Source organism: Pedobacter frigidisoli (genome assembly GCF_032678525.1).
Taxonomy (GTDB): domain Bacteria; phylum Bacteroidota; class Bacteroidia; order Sphingobacteriales; family Sphingobacteriaceae; genus Pedobacter; species Pedobacter frigidisoli_A.
In genome coordinates, this window is sequence record NZ_JAVTSE010000011.1 from 1 (window position 1) to 21,801 (window position 21,801).

Consider the following 21,801-nt stretch of genomic DNA (forward strand, 5'->3'; position numbering starts at 1 on the left):
TAGCACTCTGGGGATTTTAATACACATATTCTGTGCTGACTTCCGGATAAATATTTTTTATCTTCGCAGCTTAACTCAAACCATTATATTTTGCAAACGCTAGTACAGTTATCATCAGGGGAACTTCAGGGTGCCACTACTTTAAAATTATCTGAAGGCCTCACTGAATTTCCATTGGAGATTTTTTCGTTGGCAGAAACGCTGGAATATCTGGATCTTTCTGGTAATCAGTTGTGCCGTTTACCTGATGATTTCGGAAGACTCAGCAAGTTGAGGGTTTTCTTTGCTTCGGATAATCTGTTCACAAGTTTACCAGACGTTTTAAGTGATTGCCCAGTGCTCAGTATTGCTGGTTTCAAATCTAATCAGATTGAACACATCGGCCCTGCGGCGATTAATGCAAACTTGAAATGGCTGATTCTTACCAATAACAGGATTACTGATTTGCCATCGTCTATTGGTGATTGCGTGCATCTGCAAAAGCTGATGCTTGCCGGTAATCAGCTTACTGCATTACCTGAGTCGCTGGTAAACTGCCGGAACTTAGCGTTGCTGAGGATTTCAGCTAATCGCCTGGATCATTTACCTCAGTGGTTGATTTCAATGCCAGGGTTAGCCTGGCTGGCATTTTCAGGAAATGAAATACAACAGAACGCAACAGACTTTCCTGATTTAGCAACTATTGATGTTGAACAGATCACCCTGATGAATATGCTGGGAGAGGGTGCCTCGGGTACCATTTACCGCGCTTCTTTACTGGTGGCAGATTTACTGCAGGATGCTGCAGTAAAGATTTTTAAGGGTAATGTAACTAGTGATGGTTACCCACAGGATGAGATGAGGGCATATATCGCTGCTGGTGCTCACCCGGCTATTGTAAAGTTGTTGGGTAAGATTCATTTCAGCCACGAGGACAGAAACGGGGTGGTGATGGAATTGATTCCTCAGGAGTTCTTTAACTTGGGAAGGCCTCCGAGTCTGGACAGCTGTACGAGGGACATTTTTGAAGATGAAGTAACTCTTTCAGCTCAGCAGCTGCTGGAAATTGCAAAGCGAATTGCCGATGTTGGCTTGCATTTGCACAGTAAGGGTATTATTCACGGAGATTTGTATGCGCATAATATCCTGGTTGATCCGTCCGGTAAAACGCTTTTTGGTGATTTTGGCGCCGCCTCCTTTTACAACAGGAGCAATGACGAAACAGCCTTTTCTCTTGAACGAATTGAAGTAAAAGCATATGGCTATTTGCTGGATGATTTACTTTCCATAACCAGAGATGAGTTTGAAGCCTATCAGGCTGTTTGTTTAATCAGAGACAGGTGTTTAGCTATCAATCAAAATGATCGACCAGGCTTTAAGCAAATAGTGAAAGAACTGGGTGTGTTGTGATATTAACTGCTGGCTTCTTCTTTTACCGCTAACTGCCCGCAAGCTGCATCGATGTCTTTTCCACGGCTGCGACGGATATTGGTGGTGATGCCCTGACTCTTCAGGTAGTTTGCAAATGCATCAATTTTATCACCTTCGGCATTCGTGAAATCGGCAAAAGAGATCGGATTGTATTCGATCAGATTGACCTTACAAGGGATATGTTTACAGAACTTTGCCAGATCCATCGCATCAGAAATTTCATCATTAAAATGGTTGAATACAATGTACTCGTAAGTAACCGGGTTCTTGGTTTTTGCAAAATAATATTTTAATGCTTCAGCCAATGATTTTAATGAGTTGGCCTCATTAATCGGCATAATCTCATTTCGCTTTTTATCATCTGCCGCATGAAGTGATAATGCCAGATTGAATTTAACACCATCGTCGCCAAGTTTCTTGATCATCTTAGCAATGCCAGCTGTAGAAACTGTTATGCGCTTATAGCTCATGTTCAGTCCGTCTGGAGCGGTAATCCGGTCGATAGACTTTAAAACATTTGCATAATTTAAAAGTGGCTCGCCCATACCCATATAAACAATATTGGTTAGGGGGTTATTATAGTTCTGTTTTGCCTGCTTATCGATTAAAACGACCTGATCATAAATTTCATCGGCATTTAGGTTACGTTTACGATCCATATATCCCGTTGCACAGAATTTACAGGTTAAGCTACAACCAACCTGCGAACTCACACAGGCGGTCATACGGTCTTCAAGTGGGATTAAAACGCCTTCAACAATGTTTCCATCGGCCAGGCGAAAAGTATTCTTGATGGTATGGTCGTTACTGAACTGGGAGTTGTTGACCTGAACAGCATTGATGGTAAAACCTTCATCCAAAGCTTTGCGCAAGTCTTTTGAAAGGTTGCTCATCTCCTCGAAGTTGGTTGCGGATTTTTCCCATAACCACTGATAGATTTGCTTAGCCCTGAACGCAGGTTGTTGCATTGCAACAAGGTGCTGTTGTAATTGAGGCAAATCCAGTGAGCGGATATCGATTTTCTTAGCTGTTACCATTTGCTGCAAAGGTACTCAAAAAGCTTTTAAGCTGAAAGGCGAAAACAGAAAGCAAAGTGTTGCCGCTCAGAATTTTACATTTTAAAGGCTATCTTCCTCTGCCTCTGCTATTTTGTTTTGGTCCGCTTTTGCCTTTCGAGGGACGTGCATTTCTGTTGGTTGAGCTGTTTTTACCTGCAGATTTTGAAGTTGAATGACTTGTACTTTTTTTAACGCCTGGTTTCTGACCGGTGTTTTGTGTGCTCTTGATTGTTTTTTTCGGTTTAGATTCCCGAAGTTCGGGGATATCGTCCTGCAGCCCCGGTTTTTTAACCGATGGTTTTTTGCTTTTTGAAGATACTTCTGAAGATGATTTCTCCACGCTTTTCATAATGCCGCTCAGTTCATCTTCTGAGAGCTCACGAAATTCGCCCGTAGGGATACCTTTTAAACTGATGTTCATGATCCTGGTACGTTCAAGTTTGGTTACCTCATAACCAAAATGCTCGCACATTCTGCGGATTTGACGGTTAAGTCCCTGGATCAGGATAATGTTAAATACATAGTTACTGACCTGGCGAACTTTACATTTACGGGTATTCACACCCAGGATGGGTACACCGTTACTCATTTCGAAAATAAAGTCTTCGGTAAGCGGCTTGTTTACCGTTACCAGATATTCCTTTTCGTGCTTATTTCCCGCACGAAGTATTTTGTTAACGATATCACCGTTGTTGGTCAGGAAAATAAGTCCCTGGGAATCTTTATCCAGCCGCCCGATCGGGAAAATCCGTTCACTGTAATTGACGTAATCTACGATATTGTCTCTTACGTTTGATTCTGTAGTGCTGGTAATGCCAACAGGTTTGTTGAACGCCAGCAACACGAAGCTTGATTCTTCTTTAGGCTCTATATTGTGCCCGTTAACCATCACTTTGTCGCCAGCATAAACCTGGTCGCCAATTTTGGCCCGTTTACCGTTTATAAAAACATTTCCTTTTTCAATAAACCTATCGGCCTCACGGCGCGAACACAGCCCACTCTCGCTGATGAATTTGTTTAAACGGGTAGCCGCATTGTTGTTCATAATGCAATTTTACGGAAATAAATTCTGTATCACTACAAATACACAAAGAACACCAGGTTTTCGCTGATGTTCTTTATATTAATAAGGCTGATCTAAAATTTCTGTTCGTCGGCACTTGGGCCATAACTGCCCGGAATTGGAATATTGAGTAGCCTTAGGTAAACCCCTAATTGTGCACGGTGGTGAATAGTTTGACTATAGGCAACCCTGATCATCTCATACTTAGTCATATCTCCGAGAATCTGATCTCCATTTCTCAGGATCCATTGTTTATCAAATTCACCTTCATTGGCACTTTCCAGATCTTTCTTGCCACTTGAATAACTTTCTTCCAAAATTTGAATCAGATCGGCATTATTGCTCACTTTTTTCTCTTCATATGGAGCAGTGGCAAAGTCCAGTCCATCGGTATTGATTGCTAAACTGATCCAGGAGGGTAGTTCGGCAATGTGGCTGGCCAGCGATTTAAGTTTCATGCTTTTTTCGTGTGGCGCCCAATCAAATTTGTCCTCTGGTACCAGGGTAAGGAATTTTTTTGTGGTATTGAATTCTGATTCCAGTTCTTTCAATAATGCTTTAATAATATCCATTTTCTTTTGATTTAGTTTTTCGATTGTGTTCATTTCCATTAATAATAGATCGGCTATGCTCATGCTTTTAGCGTTTGTTTCTACAAAGGAAATGGGGGTGAGTGACAACCCTATGGCAGTGTGAAAAAAAGAATTAGTAATTTACAGGTAGCATACTCATATATTCACTTAATGGGATATGTTGTTTTTTAATGAAAGCTTTTTCAATATTTTTCAGGCAGACGATTCTGGTAAGATTAAAATCCCGGTATTGGTTCCTGAAATGGCACCAGGCAATCAGGTGCCAGCTAAAGGCATAGAAAATCAAACCAATAGGTTCTACTTCCCGCAGGCTTGCTTCTTCTTTTGCATTTTTATATTCCAGCCGAAGCATCTGGTTTTCGGAGATAGCATGTTGAATAAGCGAAAGGTATTGGTAATTGAAGGTCAGGCATTCCGGGATCTGCAGTTTAATGTGCTGATTCATCGCCTCCAGCTTTTCTTTTTGAGTGGTTTTTAATACCGCCTTCACTTTAGTGAGTGCTGCAGCATAATGTGAACGGATGGATTGATCTGCAAAACCATTTACAAGGCGTTCTACCAGCAGGAAGGCATTTGCTTCATCCATGTTGAAAGAAACGGGAGGCAGAAAGTATCCCTGAACCAGGAAATATCCTTTGGGCTGTTCAAAGCTAACGGGTATGCCTTGTTCTTGTAAGGATTTGATATCGCGATACACGGTACGCACACTGATTTCGAACCGCTCTGAAATCTTTTCTGCGGTGATGTATTTCCTGGATTGAAGTAAAGTTAATATGCCGAAAAGGCGGTCGATACGGTTCATGTGTTTTGGCTTGATTAAAATTAAAAAAATTACCGGAGATAAGTCGGATGATTATCTATAATTCACGAAGCAATCACTGCAGCTCAGGTCTGTGAGTCTTAATCATATTTCCTTGGTATGTTATTTGTGTGAATGGAGCAGAATTGTCTTATCGTTAAACTTTCGTTTAGCTATTGAGACACAATTTTTAGTTCATGGCAGCCGCAATTCAAAAACGATTTTTCAGGGCCGTAAAAGGAAAAGTAATTATAGGATTTTTATTTGCCTGTTTTGCTTTGTTGATGGCCTGGGGAATCAGCAAATTCGCCTTTACGCGGATGTTGAGTACCGTTGAAGAAATTTCTGCGCCAAATGATCGCTTACGCATTGTGAATGACCTGTCACACAAAATTGCCAGACTCGACCAGTTACAGCGTGATGAAGCTTTCAATAAACAAGGTAATTACAACTTTTTAAGGGAATCCAGAAGGTTGAGATCGAGTTTAGATACACTACGCAAACTTTACAGTGACGACTCGCTGCAACTAAAAAGAATCAAATCAATCAAAAATTTACTTGTACAGCGCGATAAACAGTTTATTGCATATTTGCAGGTTCGGGAGACCCTGGTGAATACAAAATCATTTTCTGATGAGGTAGAGAAACTTAATGAACTTGTTGCATCCCGTGCGAGACAAACCGATAGTGCGGTTCTAACCACAGAGACGACTACTTCTACGACTACAGTTGCACCAGAGGAAGAGGAAAAGTCAAGGGGCTTTTTGAGCAAACTTTTCGGAAAGAAAAAAGCCGACGTGTACAAAATCATCAATGAAGAATTTAAGGTAAAACGCGACACGCTTAATGCGAAGGCGGAAGATAGTATTATGAAAAGTATGACTGGCTCACTGAAAAATATTGAGCTGGAACAGCGTCAGAAAAGTCAGAAGTTTTTAAAGCGTGAAGCTGATCTATCTAATGCGAGTAATGCGCTAACCAATCAAATTCTGCAGATTTTAAGGGAGGTGGAAGGGCAGGCTGTGGCACAGGTAGACCTTAACGGCATACAGGCAAAGGAGGTGGTAAACGATGGGATTACCCAGATTACAGCCATTATCATTACCTTCTTTTTACTTACTGTGATTTTGTTGTATTTGATTTTGACTGATATTACAAAGAGTAACCGGTATAGAAAGGAATTAGAGCAGGCTAAAGATGAGGCTGAATATCATGGAAAAGCTAAACAGCGGTTTTTATCGAACATGAGCCATGAGATCAGGACGCCTTTACAATCTATTCTGGGTTATGCCGAACTGATCGCGCAGCAGGACTATCCAAATAAAAAGGATGTGAACGCCATATACCACTCTTCGATACACTTGCTTCAGATTGTGAATGAAGTGCTGGATTATAACCGCATCATTTCAGGGGAATTCAAGTTTCATAATCAACCCTTTAATATCCGTAAAATTCTCGATGAAGTGATATCTGTTGTGCAGCCTTTGGCTGAGCAGAAATCACTCACGCTAAACGTTCAATTGGATCTGGGCGATATTGAGTTTGTAAACGGCGATGCTTTCAGGCTGAAACAAATTTTGTTTAACCTGTTGGGAAATGCGGTGAAATTCACTTTGAGGGGCGAGATCAGTTTAACGGTATCGATCAAGAAACAGTTAGATCATTTACACTTCCATTTTACGGTGAAGGACACAGGTATTGGTTTTGAACAAAAAGATATGGAGCGGATATTTAATGAATTCGAACAAATTGAATCTCCGGAGCAATATGTATTGAATCAAACGGGAACAGGGTTGGGCTTACCAATTGTTAAATCGTTAATTGAGGCACAGGGAGGTAGAATACACGTAAAAAGTAAACTGGGTTTAGGAACGACATTCAATATTTATTTAACCTACACACAAGCACCAAAGCAAATTGACGACGTATCTGATCCACAAAAATATACGATTGTAAATCAGGGAACAGTTTGGGTGATCGACGATGATAAGCTTATTGTTGATCTTTGCGGGTTGATATTTGATAGACATGGAATTCCTTACAAAAATTTTAATCAGGTAGCTGATATACTCCGTGAAAGTGTTGATCCGGAATTAAAGTTTGTGTTGATTGATATGCGGCTTCCGGAAATGACTGGTTTAGAGCTTTGCCATATATTGAAGAAGAAGCTGCCAGATACTGTTAAATTTTATGCCATCACCGCGCAGGTTTTACCTGAAGAACGTGAAATGGTCTTGAGTGAAGGCTTTGACGGATTGATTATGAAGCCTTTCCGTGCTGTTGATCTGCTTTCGATTTTTGAGAAGAAGCAAATACCGGAGGAACACGTTGAGTTTGATTTATCATCGCTGGAAAAGATGACTTTCGGTGATCAGCAAATGCTGGAAAAGATTCTTAACCGGTTTAAACAGGATTGTAAGGATGACTCCAGGGAATTAAAAGGGTTGATGGTTGAAAACAATCGCGATAAGTGCCGTTTAATTGTACATCGCCTTGCAGGCAGGATAGCACAAATGGGTGCTGCTAAGCTGGCAAATGCCTTTCGATTGCTAGAAATCGAAGTAGCGGAAAAGGGCCTGACTGACCATACCAAGACGGAGATGGTCACTCAAATCGGTCAGCTGGACATCCTCATTATTGCGATTGAGGACATGACATTTGTGGTATAAGTTCTCTGAAAAAAAATCGTTATATACTATAACCATAAAATTGTATGTTTGGTTAAACACACAATTCAAATCTAAAACCCATTTTAAAATGAATTTCACAAAAAAAATCTTCCTTACGTTAATTGCCGGATTGCTCACCATTAGCATGTATTCTTGTAAAACAAAAAAGATGGTTACCAAGCCTGCACCTGCGCCTGTTGCAAAACCAACTCCGCCTGTGGAAACCAAAAAAACAGCACCTGTAGAGAAAGAAGTTGAAGAAGCGGCACCAGTTCAGAAGCCTGATTTTAATTTAGATAATATTCAGTTTGAATTCAATTCATTTGTATTAAAAACTTCCTCATTCTCTATTCTTGATAAAGCGGTAAGTGAGATGAAAAAATCTCCCAATACAAAATTCGTATTAAACGGACATTCTTCAGCAGAGGGTACCCCGGAGCATAATATGTCGTTATCTATCGACAGGGCTAACGCTGTAAAATCTTACTTTGTAAACGCCGGATTAAGTGCAGATAAATTTACCATTGTTGGTCACGGTGAGAAAGAGCCGATTACCAGCAATGATACAGAAGAAGGCAGGATTATGAACAGAAGAACGGAAATCAAGGTTCAGAACTAATTTCGTTATTGTTATAAACAAAAAATGCCAGCTGTTGAGCTGGCATTTTTTATATCAGGCAGTTTAATTAAACCGTCATTACATCTTTCTCTTTCAATTCGGCATGTTTATCCACTTTGATGATATACGCGTCGGTTAGCTTTTGTACCTCTCCTTCGCCGGTTTTGATCTCATCGTCAGATACGCCTTCGCCTTTTAGCTTCTGGATTTTGCTGTTGGCATCTTTACGGATATTACGAACAGTGATCCGTCCGCGTTCAGCTTCTTCTTTTACTTTTTTAACCAGGTCTTTTCTACGCTCTTCAGTTAACGGTGGTACCACTAAGCGGATTACAATACCATCATTTTGAGGATTGATGCCAATGTTAGCCACCTGGATAGCTTTTTCGATTGCAGTTAAAAGTGATTTTTCCCAGGGTTGAATGACAATGGTCCGTGCATCTGGTGTATTGATACTTGCAACTTGCGACAATGCAGTTGCTGCACCATAGTAGTCAACAAAAATTCCATCGAGCATACCAGCAGAAGCCTTTCCAGCTCTAATTTTTGTTAATTCGGCTTCACAATGATCGATCGCTTTGTCCATCGAAGATTGTGCATCCATTAGTTGTAATTGTATGAGCTCATTCATAATGTGTGTATATCTATAGAAATAGTTTTAAGATTATTTAACCACTGTGCCTATTTGTTCACCGTTGGCTATTTTCATGAAGTTACCATGCTTGTTCATATCAAACACAATAATTGGAACCTGGTTTTCTTCACAAAGTGTGAAGGCCGTCATGTCCATTACGTTTAAGCCTTTTGCGTAAACTTCTCTAAACGAAATTTCTTCATATTTGGTTGCTGTAGGATCTTTTTCCGGATCTGCAGTATAAATACCATCAACACGGGTTCCTTTCAATACTGCATCGGCTTTGATTTCGATCGCACGAAGTGCAGCGGCAGAGTCAGTTGTGAAATAAGGATTTCCTGTTCCGGCGCCAAAAATTACTACACGTCCTTTTTCAAGGTGACGTACTGCGCGCCTGCGGATAAATGGTTCACAAATCTGCTCCATTTTTATCGCGGTGAGTAACCTGGTTTTAATCCCAACTTTTTCCAGTGCATCCTGAAGGGCCATCGAATTAATTACAGTGGCTAACATACCCATGTAATCAGCCTGCGCCCTGTCCATTCCGCTTTTTTCAGCACTTAAGCCCCTGAAAATATTTCCACCCCCAATAACAATTGCAATTTCTAATCCTTTGTCGTGCACTGCTTTGATGTCTTCTGCATATTGCTTAACACGTTCATTATCAATTCCGTATTGTTTGTCGCCCATTAGCGATTCTCCGCTAAGCTTTAATAGGATGCGTTTGTATTTCATGACTTCAAAAATATTAACATTTTTTTAATACCTAGCTATGCTTTTAAATAATTGATGTAATTATTTCGTTGAGATGCTTTCACCCTTAAATATTACTTGCTGTAATTCGAGGTTTTGATTCAGCAGTAGAAGATTTGCTTCGCTTCCAACTTCAATGCTTCCTGAATATTCCTCACCACCTATTAGTTTTCCAGGATAAAGACTGCTCATTTTGATTGCCTCAGGTACCTCAATATTGCAGTGATTTACGCAGTTTTGAAGTGCCTTTAACATCGTTAATGATGAGCCTGAAAGCGTACCATCAGGCATTACGAATTTATTGTCTTTCTGGATATGTTGGTATGGTGGTATGTTGCAGGGCGTAACTGCATCTGTGATGAGGAACAGTCGTCCTTTTGATAATTTGTAGGCAATTTTAACTACTTCATAGTCCAGGTGTTCTCCATCAACTATGATACTCGCCATGGCCTTTTGGTGATTAAAAAAGGCGGTTGGAATTCCAGGTTTACGGTGATGAACGGGGCTCATCGCATTGAATAAGTGAGTGGTGGTTTTGATTCCATTATCGTATGCCATGGTGGCTTCAATAAAGCTTGCGTCGCTATGGCCTAAAGAAACAAGGACTTTATGATCCAGTAAATATTGTATGACTTTTTCATCCTGACATTCAGGAGCGATGGTCATCATTTTGATTACCCCATCTCCGCGGTCCAGTAATTCTTTTATCTCATCTAAGCTGGCCATACGTACGAATTCGGGTATGTGTGCACCCAATCGTTTACGATTTAAATAGGGCCCTTCAAGGTGCAAGCCAAGGAAATTCCTGGCCTGTTTTGCAAAGGATTTTGCTGTATTAATGCACTCCTTGAAAACCTCAGGAGAGTTTGTTGCCATACAGGCCAAAAATCCGGTAGTTCCCTTTCTTAACAAATCATCCTCCATAATGGTCAGTGATTCAATGGTTGGCTCAGCTGAGAAAAGCCTTCCTCCTGCACCATATATCTGTAAGTCGATGAACCCTGGAACAACCAGATATTCAGGATTTATAGACTCTGCATTCTCGATTGAGGTAATTTTTCCATCTTCTATAGCTATGCGCTTGGCATAGTTTATAGTATCATCACGGTAATACTTTGCATTTGAAATATTAAGCATAGGTGTTTTGTATAGATCCTAAAGTTAATCAGTTCAGGATAAAATGTGTGGCAATGAATGTCAAAAAGATTCTGTGTAATTTTGGGCAAAAAAAAAGGTCCCAATTTCTTGGAACCTTTTAATATGTTAGGGATGCCTATGCACCTAATTGAACACGTTTGAAAGCCGTTACTGTTAAACCTTTAGCGGTGTTATCTAAAAATTTACGAACATCTACCGAACTGTCTTTCACAAACTCCTGGTTTAATAAAGTACTGTCTTTGTAGAATTTATTCAATTTACCGGCAGCGATTTTTTCTACCATTTCTTCTGGTTTACCTTCCTGACGGATTACATCTTTAGCGATTTCAATTTCGCGCTCGATTGTAGCCGGATCAACACCATCTTTATCAACAGCAACCGGGTTCATTGCCGCAATCTGCATTGCAACATCTTTACCAGCTTCAGTAATATCTGCGCCATTAGCACCTTCGAATACTACTAAAACGCCCATTTTACCGTTCGAGTGAATGTAAGAAACGATTTTTTCGCCAGAGATATTTGCATATTCCTGGATAACGATTTTCTCACCGATTTTACCAGTTAGTTCAGTAATAGTTTCAGCAACCGTACGTCCGTCTTCTAATGCAATATCTGATAATTCTTCTGCAGAAGCAGGATTGTTAGCAACAGCTGCAGCTAAAACAGCTTGAGCAAGATTACGGAAATCTTCTACTTTAGAAACTGGTTCAGTTTCGCAAGCTAAAGCAACTAATTTACCGTTTGTACCGTCAGCTGAAACAGCGATTGATACCAGACCTTCAGAAGTAGCATTACCAGAACGGGCGGCAGATACTTTTTGACCTTTTTTGCGCAATAAATCAACAGCTGCTTCGAAATCGCCATTAGCTTCAACTAAAGCTTTTTTGCAATCCATCATACCAGCACCAGTTTGTTGGCGTAGTTTATTTACATCTGCGGCAGTAATTTGTACTGTAGACATTTTATTTCTTTTTTAAAATTTACAATCTTGTTTATAACAACTACAGGTTACAAGTTACAAGTGCCAAGTTAAACTCATGTTAAGCCAACTTAAAACCTGAAACCAGTAACCTGTAATTTAAAAAATATGACTATTCTTCTGTTTTAGTTTCTTCTGATGAAGATGCTTCCACTTCCGCTTCAGCAGCTTTTTTGCGTCTTGGCTCTTTCGATTCAGGAGCATCAGCAGCAGCTTTAACGGCTACAGCTTCTTTTTCAGCTTCATCATCTTTTTCGCGTTTACGCTCATCTAAACCTTCTTCAATCGCTTTGATAATTACATCAGTAATTAAAGAGATAGATTTTGTAGCATCATCATTCGCAGGAATTGGGAAATCGATGTTAGAAGGATCAGAGTTAGTATCAACCATCGCAAAAGTAGGGATGTTTAATTTCAACGCTTCAGTTACCGCGATGTGCTCTTTCTTAACATCAATTAAGAATAACGCTGCAGGTAAACGGTTTAAATCAGCGATACCACCTAAAAGTGATTCTAATTTAATACGCTCACGTTGGATCATTAAACGCTCTTTTTTAGATAAGATAGCATAAGTACCGTCTTTAGTCATTTTATCGATGTTAGACATCTTTTTGATTGACTTACGTACTGTAGCAAAGTTAGTTAACATACCACCTAACCAACGTTCAGTTACGAAAGGCATGTTTACTTTTTTAGCTTGCTCAGCTACGATTCCTTTTGCTTGTTTTTTTGTTGAAACAAATAAAACTTTACGTCCTGATTTTACGATTTGTTTGATCGCAGCCGCAGCTTCTTCAGTTTTAGTTAAGGTTTTATTTAAATCTATAATGTGAATTCCATTACGCTCCATGAAAATGTAAGGAGCCATTTTTGGATTCCATTTACGGGTAAGGTGACCAAAGTGTACACCTGCATCCAATAAGTCTTGATAAGTTGTTCTTGCCATTGTCTTTGCCTCCTGTGATTAACGTTTACTGAATTGGAATTTCTTACGAGCTTTAGCACGTCCTGGTTTCTTACGCTCAACCATACGCATATCACGCGTTACCAGGCCTTTAGCACGTAATGCAGGTTTTTTATCCGCATCTAGTTCAACAATCGCTTTAGCAATAGCTAAACGAACAGCTTCTGCTTGTCCTTTTACTCCACCGCCTTTAACGTTTACAGTAATATCATATTGACCTGCAAGCTCAGAAACTTCTAAACTCTGGTTTACGATATATTGCAAAGGTAAAGTTGGGAAATATACTTTGTGGTCTTTACCGTTAACGGTAATTGCTCCAGCACCATCTTTTAAGTAGATACGTGCAACAGCTGTTTTTCTTCTTCCTGAAGTGTTAGTAACTGACATTTCTTAAAGTTTAATGGTTTTTGGAGATTGAGCTGCATGAGGGTGGTTTTCACCAGCATACACAAAAAGATTGGTGTATAATTTTTTACCCAATTTAGTTTTCGGTAACATACCACGTACCGCTTTCTCGATTACACGTTGAGGGTGTTTCGCCATTAACTCTTTTGGAGAGATAAAACGTTGACCACCTGGATAACCAGTATAAGAAACATATTGCTTTTCGCTGAATTTGTTTCCTGTCAATTTAACCTTGTCTGCATTGATAACGATAACGTTATCTCCGCAATCTACGTGTGGGGTGTACTCAGGCTTGTTTTTACCACGGATGATCATAGCGATCTTCGATGACAAGCGCCCCAAAATCTCGCCTTGCGCATCAACAACAATCCACTGTTTGTTAACAGTTTTCGCATTGGCCGAGACAGTTTTGTAACTTAACGTATTCACTTGCTTGTATTTAATTTATTAAACAATTTATTATTCCCATTAAATTTGGGACTGCAAAGATAGATTAAATACTTTTATTATCAAATAGTTGAAGTGATTTTTTTTGGCACTGTTTGCCATTTCCGCGGTTACAATTTGCGATCTTGAAAATCTGATACACTTTTATTATAGCTTCTGTACTCCCTTATCCAGTTCCATAAGGCAAATGCTGCGATAATAGTAAAGATAAAGTATTCAACTCCGAAAAATTTAGCCCCTTTTAAAAAATACAAGTAAGTTGCTACGACGTCAATCAATAACCATATTATCCAGCATTCTATTCTTTTCTCAATCATCAGTAATGTCGTAATCACACTCATCACTAAAATAAACGAATCTACAAAAGGATATGCGCTTGGTAAATTAAACAGCAGGGGAAACCAGTTATGCAGCTGACTGGCTAAAGTACCAACCAATAGGGTTCCGGCTACACCAACAGCGAGCCAGATCAGGAATTGTTTCGGCGGCATAAAACTTACCTTCAGCTGTTTTCTCTGATCAGCCTCTTGCGGCTTCGGATTTGCCCATCGCCACCATCCTATAATGTTCGTAATGAAAAAGAAAACCATTAAAAACATATCCGGATAAAGCTGGATTTGATAATAAAAGAAAGCAGATAGGAAAACATTTACTATTCCTGCAGGCCAGCTCCAAATACTTGCTCTGGCCGACAATATCACCGATAGTATCCCAGTAAGTACTGCGAAAAACTCCAGGTAACTCATGGGATAGCCAAGTACTTTGAAAAATATGCTGTGGGAGTTAAAAAAATCCATCTTAGGTAATTGAATGTCTAAATTAGAAAATAATTACCTGAGTCTGCTGGTTCTAAAAACAAAAATAAGCCCCTGGTGTTAGTAAAATATCGCATGGAGTTCACCTCATCATTAACCAACAAATTTCTTAAATGCATTATTTAGATAATATTTTCGGTTATCCTGTCCCGCTGTTTTTAAAGAACATTATTATTGGTGTTGTGGCGATTCTAATTGGGATATTACTAAGGTTTCTCATTCACAAACTCTTTTTGTTGCTATCAAGGTGGTGGGATTTTATCATTATCAAATCGACCATCAAGCACCTGCGCAGACCAGTGGCTTTGTTTATTCCGTTGCTATTGCTAAACTCTTCTCTGGATATCATGGTGATGCCTGCAGGCATCAGGTTACCATTAGATAAAGCCCTGGAAATTGCGCTAACGATAAATTTTGCATTGATTCTGGTTCGGCTGATTAACATTCTGGAGGATTTTTTCTATCTGAAATATGATCTCAACAAAGAGAATAACTTAAAAGAACGAAAAATAAGAACGCAGCTTCAGTTTGTAAGAAAGTTTATCGTTTCACTCATCATCCTCATTACTGCTGCTATTATTCTCCTCAGCTTTGAAAGCATGCGAAAAATCGGAGCAGGGCTACTTACAGGTGTTGGAATTGGTGGTATTATTATTGGATTTGCAGCTCAGAAATCATTGGGAAACCTGTTAGCTGGTTTTCAGATTGCCTTTACACAGCCCATCAGGATTGATGATGTATTAATTGTTGAAGGGGAATGGGGGAAAGTTGAAGAAATTACCTTAACCTATGTTGTAGTCAACATTTGGGACCAACGACGTTTAATATTACCCATAACTTATTTCATTGAAAAGCCGTTTCAGAACTGGACCAGGGTTTCGGCGGATTTATTGGGGACTGTTTTTTTATACCTCGACTATACTATACCAATCGAGCCGCTCCGTCAGGAGATGACCAGGCTACTTGATTTGAATCCGCTTTGGGATAAACGGGTAAATGTTGTTCAGGTTACTGACAGTACAAAAGACGGATCAATTGAGGTTCGCTTTTTAATGAGCGCTTCCAATTCATCACGGGCGTTCGATTTACGCTGTAATATCCGCGAGGCGATGATTGCCTTTATCCAAAGTAACTATCCTGAAAGTTTACCGAAGAAAAGATTAGCGTTCAAGGATAAATTTGATAACATATAATTCACCGCCTCAGGCACCTACATACGTAGCCAAAGATGCCTGAGGTGGTGAATAAATTTATTTAAACATGCCTTTTAACTTTGCAAGCTTTTCCTGCAAGTCACCTTCCGCATCTTTTGGTTCATTACGAGGTTTAAAGCTGTGCTTTGGATTTGCTTTATAATCTGGCTTTGGTTTTTGTTGCTGTTTCGGCTCCCGTGTTTGACCCGCGGCCTTCGGTCTAGCCTCAGTTTTCATCGAAAGAGAAATTCTTTTCCTGGCTGGATCAACTTCCATCACCGTTACTTCTACTTTTTGATGCACTTTTACAATATCGTTAGGATTGGCTACAAATCTATTGGCGAGCTGACTGGTATGAACCAGGCCATCCTGATGTACCCCTATATCAACAAAAGCCCCAAAATTAGTAATATTGGTTACGATACCCGGAAGTTTCATTCCTACCCGAAGATCTGCTATTGCGTTTATGCCATCTGTAAAGCTAAAGGCCTCAAACTGTTCGCGCGGATCCCGACCGGGTTTAGCCAGTTCTTTGAGAATATCGTTTAAGGTAGGCAAGCCGATATGTTCGGTAACATATTGCTGTGGCTTAATCTGTTTTTGCAACTGTGGATCTTTCATTAAGGCAGAAACAGTTGTACCCAGATCTTTGGCCATTTTATCCACTACATTGTAACGCTCAGGGTGTACACCACTGGTATCCAATGCGTTTTCTGCATTGCGGATGCGGAGGAAACCTGCAGCTTGTTCGTAGGCTTTGTCGCCCAGGCGGGGAACCTTTTTCAAACTTTCGCGATTTTTGAAAGCTCCGTTTGTATTCCGGTAGTCTACTATATTTTGAGCTAAAGTTGGCCCTAAGCCTGATACATAAGCCAAAATTTGTTTGGAAGCGGTATTGAGCTCTACCCCAACTGCATTCACAGCACTAATTACCGTATCATCCAAACTGGCCTGCAGCTTATTCTGGTCTACATCATGCTGATACTGCCCAACACCAATGGATTTTGGATCTATTTTTACCAGTTCGGCTAACGGATCCATCAAACGCCGGCCAATTGATACGGCACCACGTACCGTTATATCCTGGGTTGGGAATTCCTCCCTTGCCACCTCGGATGCTGAGTAAATGGAAGCACCGCTCTCATTTACCATGACGATGGTTACATTTGGCAAGTTCAAACTGCGGATAAATGATTCGGTTTCTCTGCCAGCCGTTCCGTTTCCAATAGCAATGGCTTCAATATTATATTTCTGACAAAGTTGTTGAATGACATTTTCTGCATTTTTAACGTTCCCCTGGCCCGTATGCGGGTAAATGGCAGTATTTTCCAGTAACTGACCTTGCTTATCTAAACAAACTACCTTACAGCCTGTCCGGAATCCAGGATCAATTGCCAATACGTTCTTTTGGCCCATTGGCGCCGCAAGCAGAAGTTGTCGCGCATTTTCAGCGAATACCCGAATAGCTTCTTCATCTGCTCTTTGTTTGGTAAGCACGCGAAGTTCTGTTTCCATTGCCGGTTCTAACAGTCTTTTATAACCATCTTCCAAAGCTTGTTGAACCTGTTTCGAGGCCGCATTGTTTCCTTGTATGAATTGGGCTTCCAGAATACTAATTGCATCTTCTGCAGGCGGTAATGCATCTAAACGCAGGATTAGTTCTTTTTCTCCACGCCGCATAGCCAAAACCCGGTGAGAAGCAGCTGTTTTTACGGGCTCATTCCACTCAAAGTAGTCTTTGTATTTAATGCCTTCTTCTTCTTTGCCTTTGATCACCTCAGATTTAAAGGTCGCTTTCTCCTGGAAATAGGTACGCATTTTAGTACGGGCATCCGCATTTTCCGATATCATTTCAGCAATAATATCTCTGGCACCAGCTAGTGCTTCCTCCGGGGAGTTCACCCCCTTTTCACTATCTATAAACTGATTAGCTGTAGTGTCTACATCGAAATTTTGTTGATCAAAGATCTTTAGGGCCAATGGTTCCAGACCTTTTTCTTTTGCCACTGAAGCGCGCGTTTTACGCTTAGGTTTATAAGGAAGATAAATGTCTTCTAAAAGCGAGATGGTCTCGGCTTCATTAATCTGTTGTTCAAGTTCTGGTGTTAGCTTGCCCAGTTCGGTCATAGACTTCAAAATGGCCTCTCTGCGTTTGTCCAGGTCACGTAACTGCAAAACCCTGTCCCGGATGGCGGCAACTTCAACCTCGTCCAGACTTCCGGTTAATTCCTTACGGTACCGGGAGATAAAAGGCACCGTCGCGCCCTCGTCCAATAGGTTTACCGTTGCTGTAACTTGTTTCTCTGCAACCTTTAATTCTGCTGCGATTATTTTATGATGAGCTAACATATTCAAAAATTAATGCGGCAAAGCTAATCAGGATTTACTGTATTTCAGGATTTTTAAAATGAAGTTTTCCACTGAAATTTGTGAGTAAATTTATGAAGTCTGATCCCTTTCTGCTTTGAATTTTGATATTCTACTAATCAAATCTAATGGGATAGGCTTATCAATTGGGAACTGAACTGCGCCTTTGCTCCATTTATAATCTCCAAATTCATTTTTAAATGCTTCAATTCCAGAACCGGTAGGATAGAAGCCGATATGATTTTTATAGGCAGCAAAATATACCAGTACTTTATTTTGCTTAAAGGCCGGCATTTTATAACTGATCACTTCCCGGGCTTCGGGAACAGCCTGACGAATGGCCCGGCGAACCCGCTGCAGCATTTCCTGTGTTTTTGCAGGGAAGAGCGCAATATATTCGTCGATTGTTGTTGGTTCTGTTTTTTCCATAACATTAACATTGTTAAATGAAAATACAAAAAATGTTAATGCTATTCGCTGATCTGAAGATCGTATTTATGCAAAAGTCCCGCTAAACCTGATTTTGAAAACTTTGCTTTTTTGAGGCGATTGTTATCAGGATCGATGGAGTAATTATATGCGCTTCGGAAGTCTGCCTTTTCTAAAATTGTTTTATCGAAGGTTGATTGAAGTAAATCGCAATTCCGAAAATCGGAACTTGATAAATCGCATTCAGAAAAATCTACTTCGTGAAGTTGGGCGTTTTTAAAAGTGGTTTTTTTAAGTTTAAGCTTATAGAAGGAGCAATGATCTAATTTGCAGTTATCAAAGCTGAAAGCCAGACCGAAATCATTACAGTTTTCGAAGCGTAAACCAAGCATTTTGCAGTCTTTGAACGATACATCGCTGAAAACAGTTTTTATTAGGCTGGCTAAGCTAAGGTTACAGGAAGTGAAGCTGCAATCTAGAAATTTGACTCCACTTAGATCGGAATTTGAAAAATTACAGCTTATAAAGCTGCACCCTTCGTATTCTGCTTTTGGAACAGGTCTTAAGGTAAAATCTTGTTTATCGAATGTTTGATCAGCAATGTAGTTTACGGACATATATCGGCTTTTGTGCCTGCTAAGATAGAGATTCTTCTAAATCTTAAACGCCGATAGAAAAACTGCTTTTATTTTTATTGTAAAAATAATAATTACAAGATGAATCTCAATTAGATAAAATCAAGTGTATTAAATTTTTTATTCAAAATATCTGCGTTGTTCACATCAAGCCATTTGTCTAATATGGTTCCGTAAACTTGTCTGAAATCAAGTTGATATTTCAAATCTCCTGTATCTAAATCACTTAAATTTGGGGCATCATTGAATATGCCTTGTTTTTTCAGTTTGCCGCCAAAGATGAACATGTTATTTGCGGTTCCATGATCGGTCCCATTACTTGCATTTTGCTCAACGCGGCGCCCAAATTCAGAAAAGGTAATCACCAGGGTGTCATCCAACTTATTATTTGTTTTCAAGTCCTTTAAGAATGCGGCCATGCCTTCACTGTACTGTTTGAGTAGGTTTCCTTGCTGGTTAATCTGGTTAACGTGGGTGTCGAAACCACTTAGAGAAACATAATAAACACGTGTTTTTAGTCCTGACGAAATAAACTTGGATACTGTTTTTAACTGATTGGCAAAACCTGAAGCAGGATAGATAGATTTGGACTGATAAATTTTTGAGGTATTTTGAATGTAGCTGGCCGAGGATTGTGTTTCAATCATGGTTTTATATAAATAGCCGAGATTATCTTCATCCAAATGTTCTTTTTCGCTTTGCAGCATGGCTTTAAAAAAAGGATCATTGGTGTTGCGAAATAAAGAAGCAGGGTCTTTGAGTGCTATTCCTTTTTTACTTTGTCCTTTTAATGCCAGTGAAAGCGAATCATCAACTTCAATGGCAGTATAAGGAAATTTGCAGGTCTGGCAGTTGCTGTCTAAATATCTGCCGATCCATCCGGTTGATAAGAACTGGTTACTATCACTTCCTGTTTGCCAGATATCCATGGAGCGAAAATGGGAGCGGTCGGGGTTGGGGTAGCCCACATCATTGATAATGGTCATCCAGCCCTGATCATAAATTTCCTGCAGGGCTTTCATATTTGGATTTAGCCCTTGCATGTCATTTAGCTTTAGAACTTCCGCTGGTTTAATGGCAATGCTTCTCCTTTTCTGATAATAGATGTCGTTTCCATGCGGAATAACCGTGTTAAGGCCGTCATTACCACCGGAGAGTTGAACGACAACTAAATTTTTATAAAGGCTAAGTTCGTCTAAAGCCATCGCCTCTAAAGGCTTCATGAAAGCAGGTACAAACAATGAACCTGCCGCTACAAATCCTGTATTTCTTAAAAAGTTTCTTCTGTCCATCTCTTTGTTCTTTAGTGAATGATGAGTACCTGAATAATTAGCAAAGTTGATATTCTGGCATGCTCGTAATTTCGACGGCTGTACTTCTCAGTCCTTTGTTATCGCTTACCATGTTAGTTATCTTATCATTTAACCTGGGTTGCAGCAAAAATTCCGTTAGCGCAAGCGGGGTTAAACCACGGGGTAGCGTACTTAAAAACTTAGGCCAGTTGGCGTTTGCATTTACATAAGACTTTGGTTTGGCCGAAGCATTTGCATTATTGGTGCCTGCGCGACTCAGTGCGATTACGGCCTCATCTTCAGGGTCGGCTTTACCACTGAAATCTATTTCCCCATCATTCAATACTAATGAAGGGATGCGCATCCTCAGCATTAATGATGAACTGTCGATCCAGCTTTGTCCACCTGGCCATCCCGCTACATTCGGTGGATTAAATAAATATTGGCCAAGACTGCTTTGGAGCTGAATCAATACAGTGGGTTTATTGTAGGTAACAAAGAATTCGCGGCTCAAGCCTACCAGAAACTCTGCCGGTGATTTAATTTTAGTACCCACGTTTTCAGAATTATAGAACCAGTCAGCACTGAACATCTTTTTCATGAGTTCGCTGATATCATATTTGGAATTGTAGAAATGTGAGGCTAATTCTTTTACATGCGTTTCATCAGGGGTGTCGTTCACAAAAAATTTATAAGCTTTTCTTGCAATGAACTCAGCCGTTTCGGGCTTTTCCAGAATGATGTCTATGATATTCTCGCCTTCGAAATTACCTACCTTTCCAAAAAAAGTTTTAGTCCCTTCATCATGCTGATTTTTTCTGAAGATGAATGTTCCGTCTTTATCATAGCTCCATCCGGTAAAAGCGCGTGCCGATTCTTTAATGTCCTGCTCGCTATACTTTCCTCTGCCTAACGTAAAAAGTTCCATTAGCTCCCGGGCAAAGTTTTCATTAGGCTTGCCTTTTTTGTTTTGTTGATTATTCAGGTAATTGAGCATGGCTGGAGACTTGGAAACCTCTACCAGCAGAGTTTTAAAACTGCCTAAACCATGTTTACGCTGGATGTTATTAAGCTGTTGTGCATACATTGGATTGTTACTGCGACAGGCAAAATGTCCGTGCCAAAACAGGGTCATCTTTTCCCGCAGGGGATGCTCAGTATTAATCATTTTGCTAATGAAGGCAATGTTTAAATCCTTGCTGATCTCATTCTGCATGCGGATAATTTCCTGACGCATTTTTTTTTCCTCATCGTTGAGGTCTTTTTTTGCATAAAGTCCTGCCTGTACCAGCAGCTGACGTTTTTCTTCAGATTCATCAACAAGTTTTAATGAATCATCTTCTTTTGGCTCTTCCAAAAGCCCATCAATTACTTTATGGATATTTTTTTTGCTGAGTTTCTGTAAATTAGAATAAGATATGCCAAAACCAGCTCTGTTATAAAGGTGCTTAACTTTGATGAAATTATCTTTAGTGCTCATAATCTACGATTTAAACTGTAAGACTCTTATTAAACGTAA

21 protein-coding genes are annotated in these 21,801 nt (G+C 40.0%); 4 read left to right on the forward strand and 17 right to left on the reverse strand.

The genetic code is table 11. From position 1 onward, the window contains the following. Positions 1-90 precede the first annotated feature (90 nt). Positions 91-1,389: a protein kinase gene (locus R2Q80_RS21265; protein WP_316801549.1), complete on the forward strand. Its 1,299-nt coding sequence runs from the start codon at positions 91-93 to the stop codon at positions 1,387-1,389. A 2-nt stretch (positions 1,390-1,391) separates the two neighbouring features. Here R2Q80_RS21265 and rlmN read toward each other — a convergent pair whose 3' ends face one another. The 4 genes from rlmN to R2Q80_RS21285 all read right to left on the reverse strand — a co-directional run bounded on the left by rlmN (position 1,392) and on the right by R2Q80_RS21285 (position 4,926). Then, a complete protein-coding gene (rlmN, locus tag R2Q80_RS21270; protein ID WP_316801550.1) occupies positions 1,392-2,447 on the reverse strand; it encodes a 23S rRNA (adenine(2503)-C(2))-methyltransferase RlmN in 1,056 nt (351 codons plus the stop codon). Between the two features lie 88 nt (positions 2,448-2,535). Further along, positions 2,536-3,513 (reverse strand): 23S rRNA pseudouridine(2604) synthase RluF, encoded by a 978-nt coding sequence (rluF, locus tag R2Q80_RS21275; protein ID WP_316801551.1) that lies wholly within the window; start codon positions 3,511-3,513, stop codon positions 2,536-2,538. Between the two features lie 92 nt (positions 3,514-3,605). Further along, positions 3,606-4,166 carry a DinB family protein gene (locus R2Q80_RS21280; RefSeq protein WP_082120630.1) on the reverse strand — a complete coding sequence of 187 codons (561 nt, stop codon included), beginning with the start codon at positions 4,164-4,166 and terminating at the stop codon, positions 3,606-3,608. A gap of 70 nt (positions 4,167-4,236) precedes the next feature. Beyond that, entirely contained in the window at positions 4,237-4,926 is a 690-nt protein-coding gene (locus tag R2Q80_RS21285) for a YafY family protein (protein WP_316801552.1), read from the reverse strand. A gap of 194 nt (positions 4,927-5,120) precedes the next feature. Here R2Q80_RS21285 and R2Q80_RS21290 point away from each other — a divergent pair, with 194 nt between their 5' ends. Together R2Q80_RS21290 and R2Q80_RS21295 are read left to right on the forward strand one after the other, a co-directional pair. Next, entirely contained in the window at positions 5,121-7,592 is a 2,472-nt protein-coding gene (locus R2Q80_RS21290; protein ID WP_316801553.1) for an ATP-binding protein, read from the forward strand. A gap of 88 nt (positions 7,593-7,680) precedes the next feature. Next, a complete protein-coding gene (locus R2Q80_RS21295; RefSeq protein ID WP_316801554.1) occupies positions 7,681-8,211 on the forward strand; it encodes an OmpA family protein in 531 nt (176 codons plus the stop codon). A gap of 67 nt (positions 8,212-8,278) precedes the next feature. On the opposite strand, the gene frr is transcribed toward R2Q80_RS21295, so the two are convergent. From frr to pnuC, 8 genes are all read right to left on the reverse strand, one after another. Continuing rightward, positions 8,279-8,842 (reverse strand): ribosome recycling factor, encoded by a 564-nt coding sequence (frr, locus tag R2Q80_RS21300; protein ID WP_047799015.1) that lies wholly within the window; start codon positions 8,840-8,842, stop codon positions 8,279-8,281. Positions 8,843-8,875: 33 nt separating this feature from the next. Then, positions 8,876-9,580: a UMP kinase gene (gene pyrH, locus R2Q80_RS21305; RefSeq protein WP_047799014.1), complete on the reverse strand. Its 705-nt coding sequence runs from the start codon at positions 9,578-9,580 to the stop codon at positions 8,876-8,878. 60 nt (positions 9,581-9,640) lie between these two features. Then, a complete protein-coding gene (gene nagA / locus R2Q80_RS21310) occupies positions 9,641-10,735 on the reverse strand; it encodes an N-acetylglucosamine-6-phosphate deacetylase (RefSeq protein WP_316801555.1) in 1,095 nt (364 codons plus the stop codon). A 136-nt stretch (positions 10,736-10,871) separates the two neighbouring features. Then, positions 10,872-11,717 (reverse strand): translation elongation factor Ts, encoded by an 846-nt coding sequence (gene tsf, locus R2Q80_RS21315; RefSeq protein ID WP_316801556.1) that lies wholly within the window; start codon positions 11,715-11,717, stop codon positions 10,872-10,874. Between the two features lie 130 nt (positions 11,718-11,847). Next, positions 11,848-12,681: a 30S ribosomal protein S2 gene (rpsB, locus tag R2Q80_RS21320; protein WP_047799011.1), complete on the reverse strand. Its 834-nt coding sequence runs from the start codon at positions 12,679-12,681 to the stop codon at positions 11,848-11,850. Between the two features lie 18 nt (positions 12,682-12,699). Then, positions 12,700-13,086 (reverse strand): 30S ribosomal protein S9, encoded by a 387-nt coding sequence (rpsI, locus tag R2Q80_RS21325; protein ID WP_047799010.1) that lies wholly within the window; start codon positions 13,084-13,086, stop codon positions 12,700-12,702. A gap of 3 nt (positions 13,087-13,089) precedes the next feature. Next, positions 13,090-13,533 (reverse strand): 50S ribosomal protein L13, encoded by a 444-nt coding sequence (gene rplM, locus R2Q80_RS21330; RefSeq protein WP_047799009.1) that lies wholly within the window; start codon positions 13,531-13,533, stop codon positions 13,090-13,092. A gap of 128 nt (positions 13,534-13,661) precedes the next feature. After that, positions 13,662-14,348, reverse strand: a complete 687-nt coding sequence (gene pnuC, locus R2Q80_RS21335; RefSeq protein ID WP_316801557.1) for a nicotinamide riboside transporter PnuC — start codon at positions 14,346-14,348, stop codon at positions 13,662-13,664. Between the two features lie 131 nt (positions 14,349-14,479). Between pnuC and R2Q80_RS21340 the strand changes: the two genes are divergently transcribed. Then, a complete protein-coding gene (locus R2Q80_RS21340) occupies positions 14,480-15,559 on the forward strand; it encodes a mechanosensitive ion channel family protein (RefSeq protein ID WP_047799007.1) in 1,080 nt (359 codons plus the stop codon). A gap of 57 nt (positions 15,560-15,616) precedes the next feature. On the opposite strand, the gene R2Q80_RS21345 is transcribed toward R2Q80_RS21340, so the two are convergent. From R2Q80_RS21345 to R2Q80_RS21365, 5 genes are all read right to left on the reverse strand, one after another. Then, positions 15,617-17,908, reverse strand: a complete 2,292-nt coding sequence (locus R2Q80_RS21345; RefSeq protein WP_316801558.1) for a Tex family protein — start codon at positions 17,906-17,908, stop codon at positions 15,617-15,619. A 90-nt stretch (positions 17,909-17,998) separates the two neighbouring features. Then, positions 17,999-18,355 (reverse strand): iron chaperone, encoded by a 357-nt coding sequence (locus R2Q80_RS21350; protein ID WP_316801559.1) that lies wholly within the window; start codon positions 18,353-18,355, stop codon positions 17,999-18,001. Positions 18,356-18,396: 41 nt separating this feature from the next. Then, positions 18,397-18,972, reverse strand: coding sequence for a pentapeptide repeat-containing protein (locus R2Q80_RS21355; RefSeq protein ID WP_316801560.1), 576 nt, complete (start codon positions 18,970-18,972; stop codon positions 18,397-18,399). A 110-nt stretch (positions 18,973-19,082) separates the two neighbouring features. Continuing rightward, complete coding sequence (locus R2Q80_RS21360) at positions 19,083-20,282, reverse strand: DUF1501 domain-containing protein (protein ID WP_316801561.1); 1,200 nt, start codon at positions 20,280-20,282, stop codon at positions 19,083-19,085. A gap of 37 nt (positions 20,283-20,319) precedes the next feature. Beyond that, positions 20,320-21,762: a DUF1800 family protein gene (locus R2Q80_RS21365; protein ID WP_047799002.1), complete on the reverse strand. Its 1,443-nt coding sequence runs from the start codon at positions 21,760-21,762 to the stop codon at positions 20,320-20,322. Between the last annotated feature and the right edge of the window lie 39 nt (positions 21,763-21,801).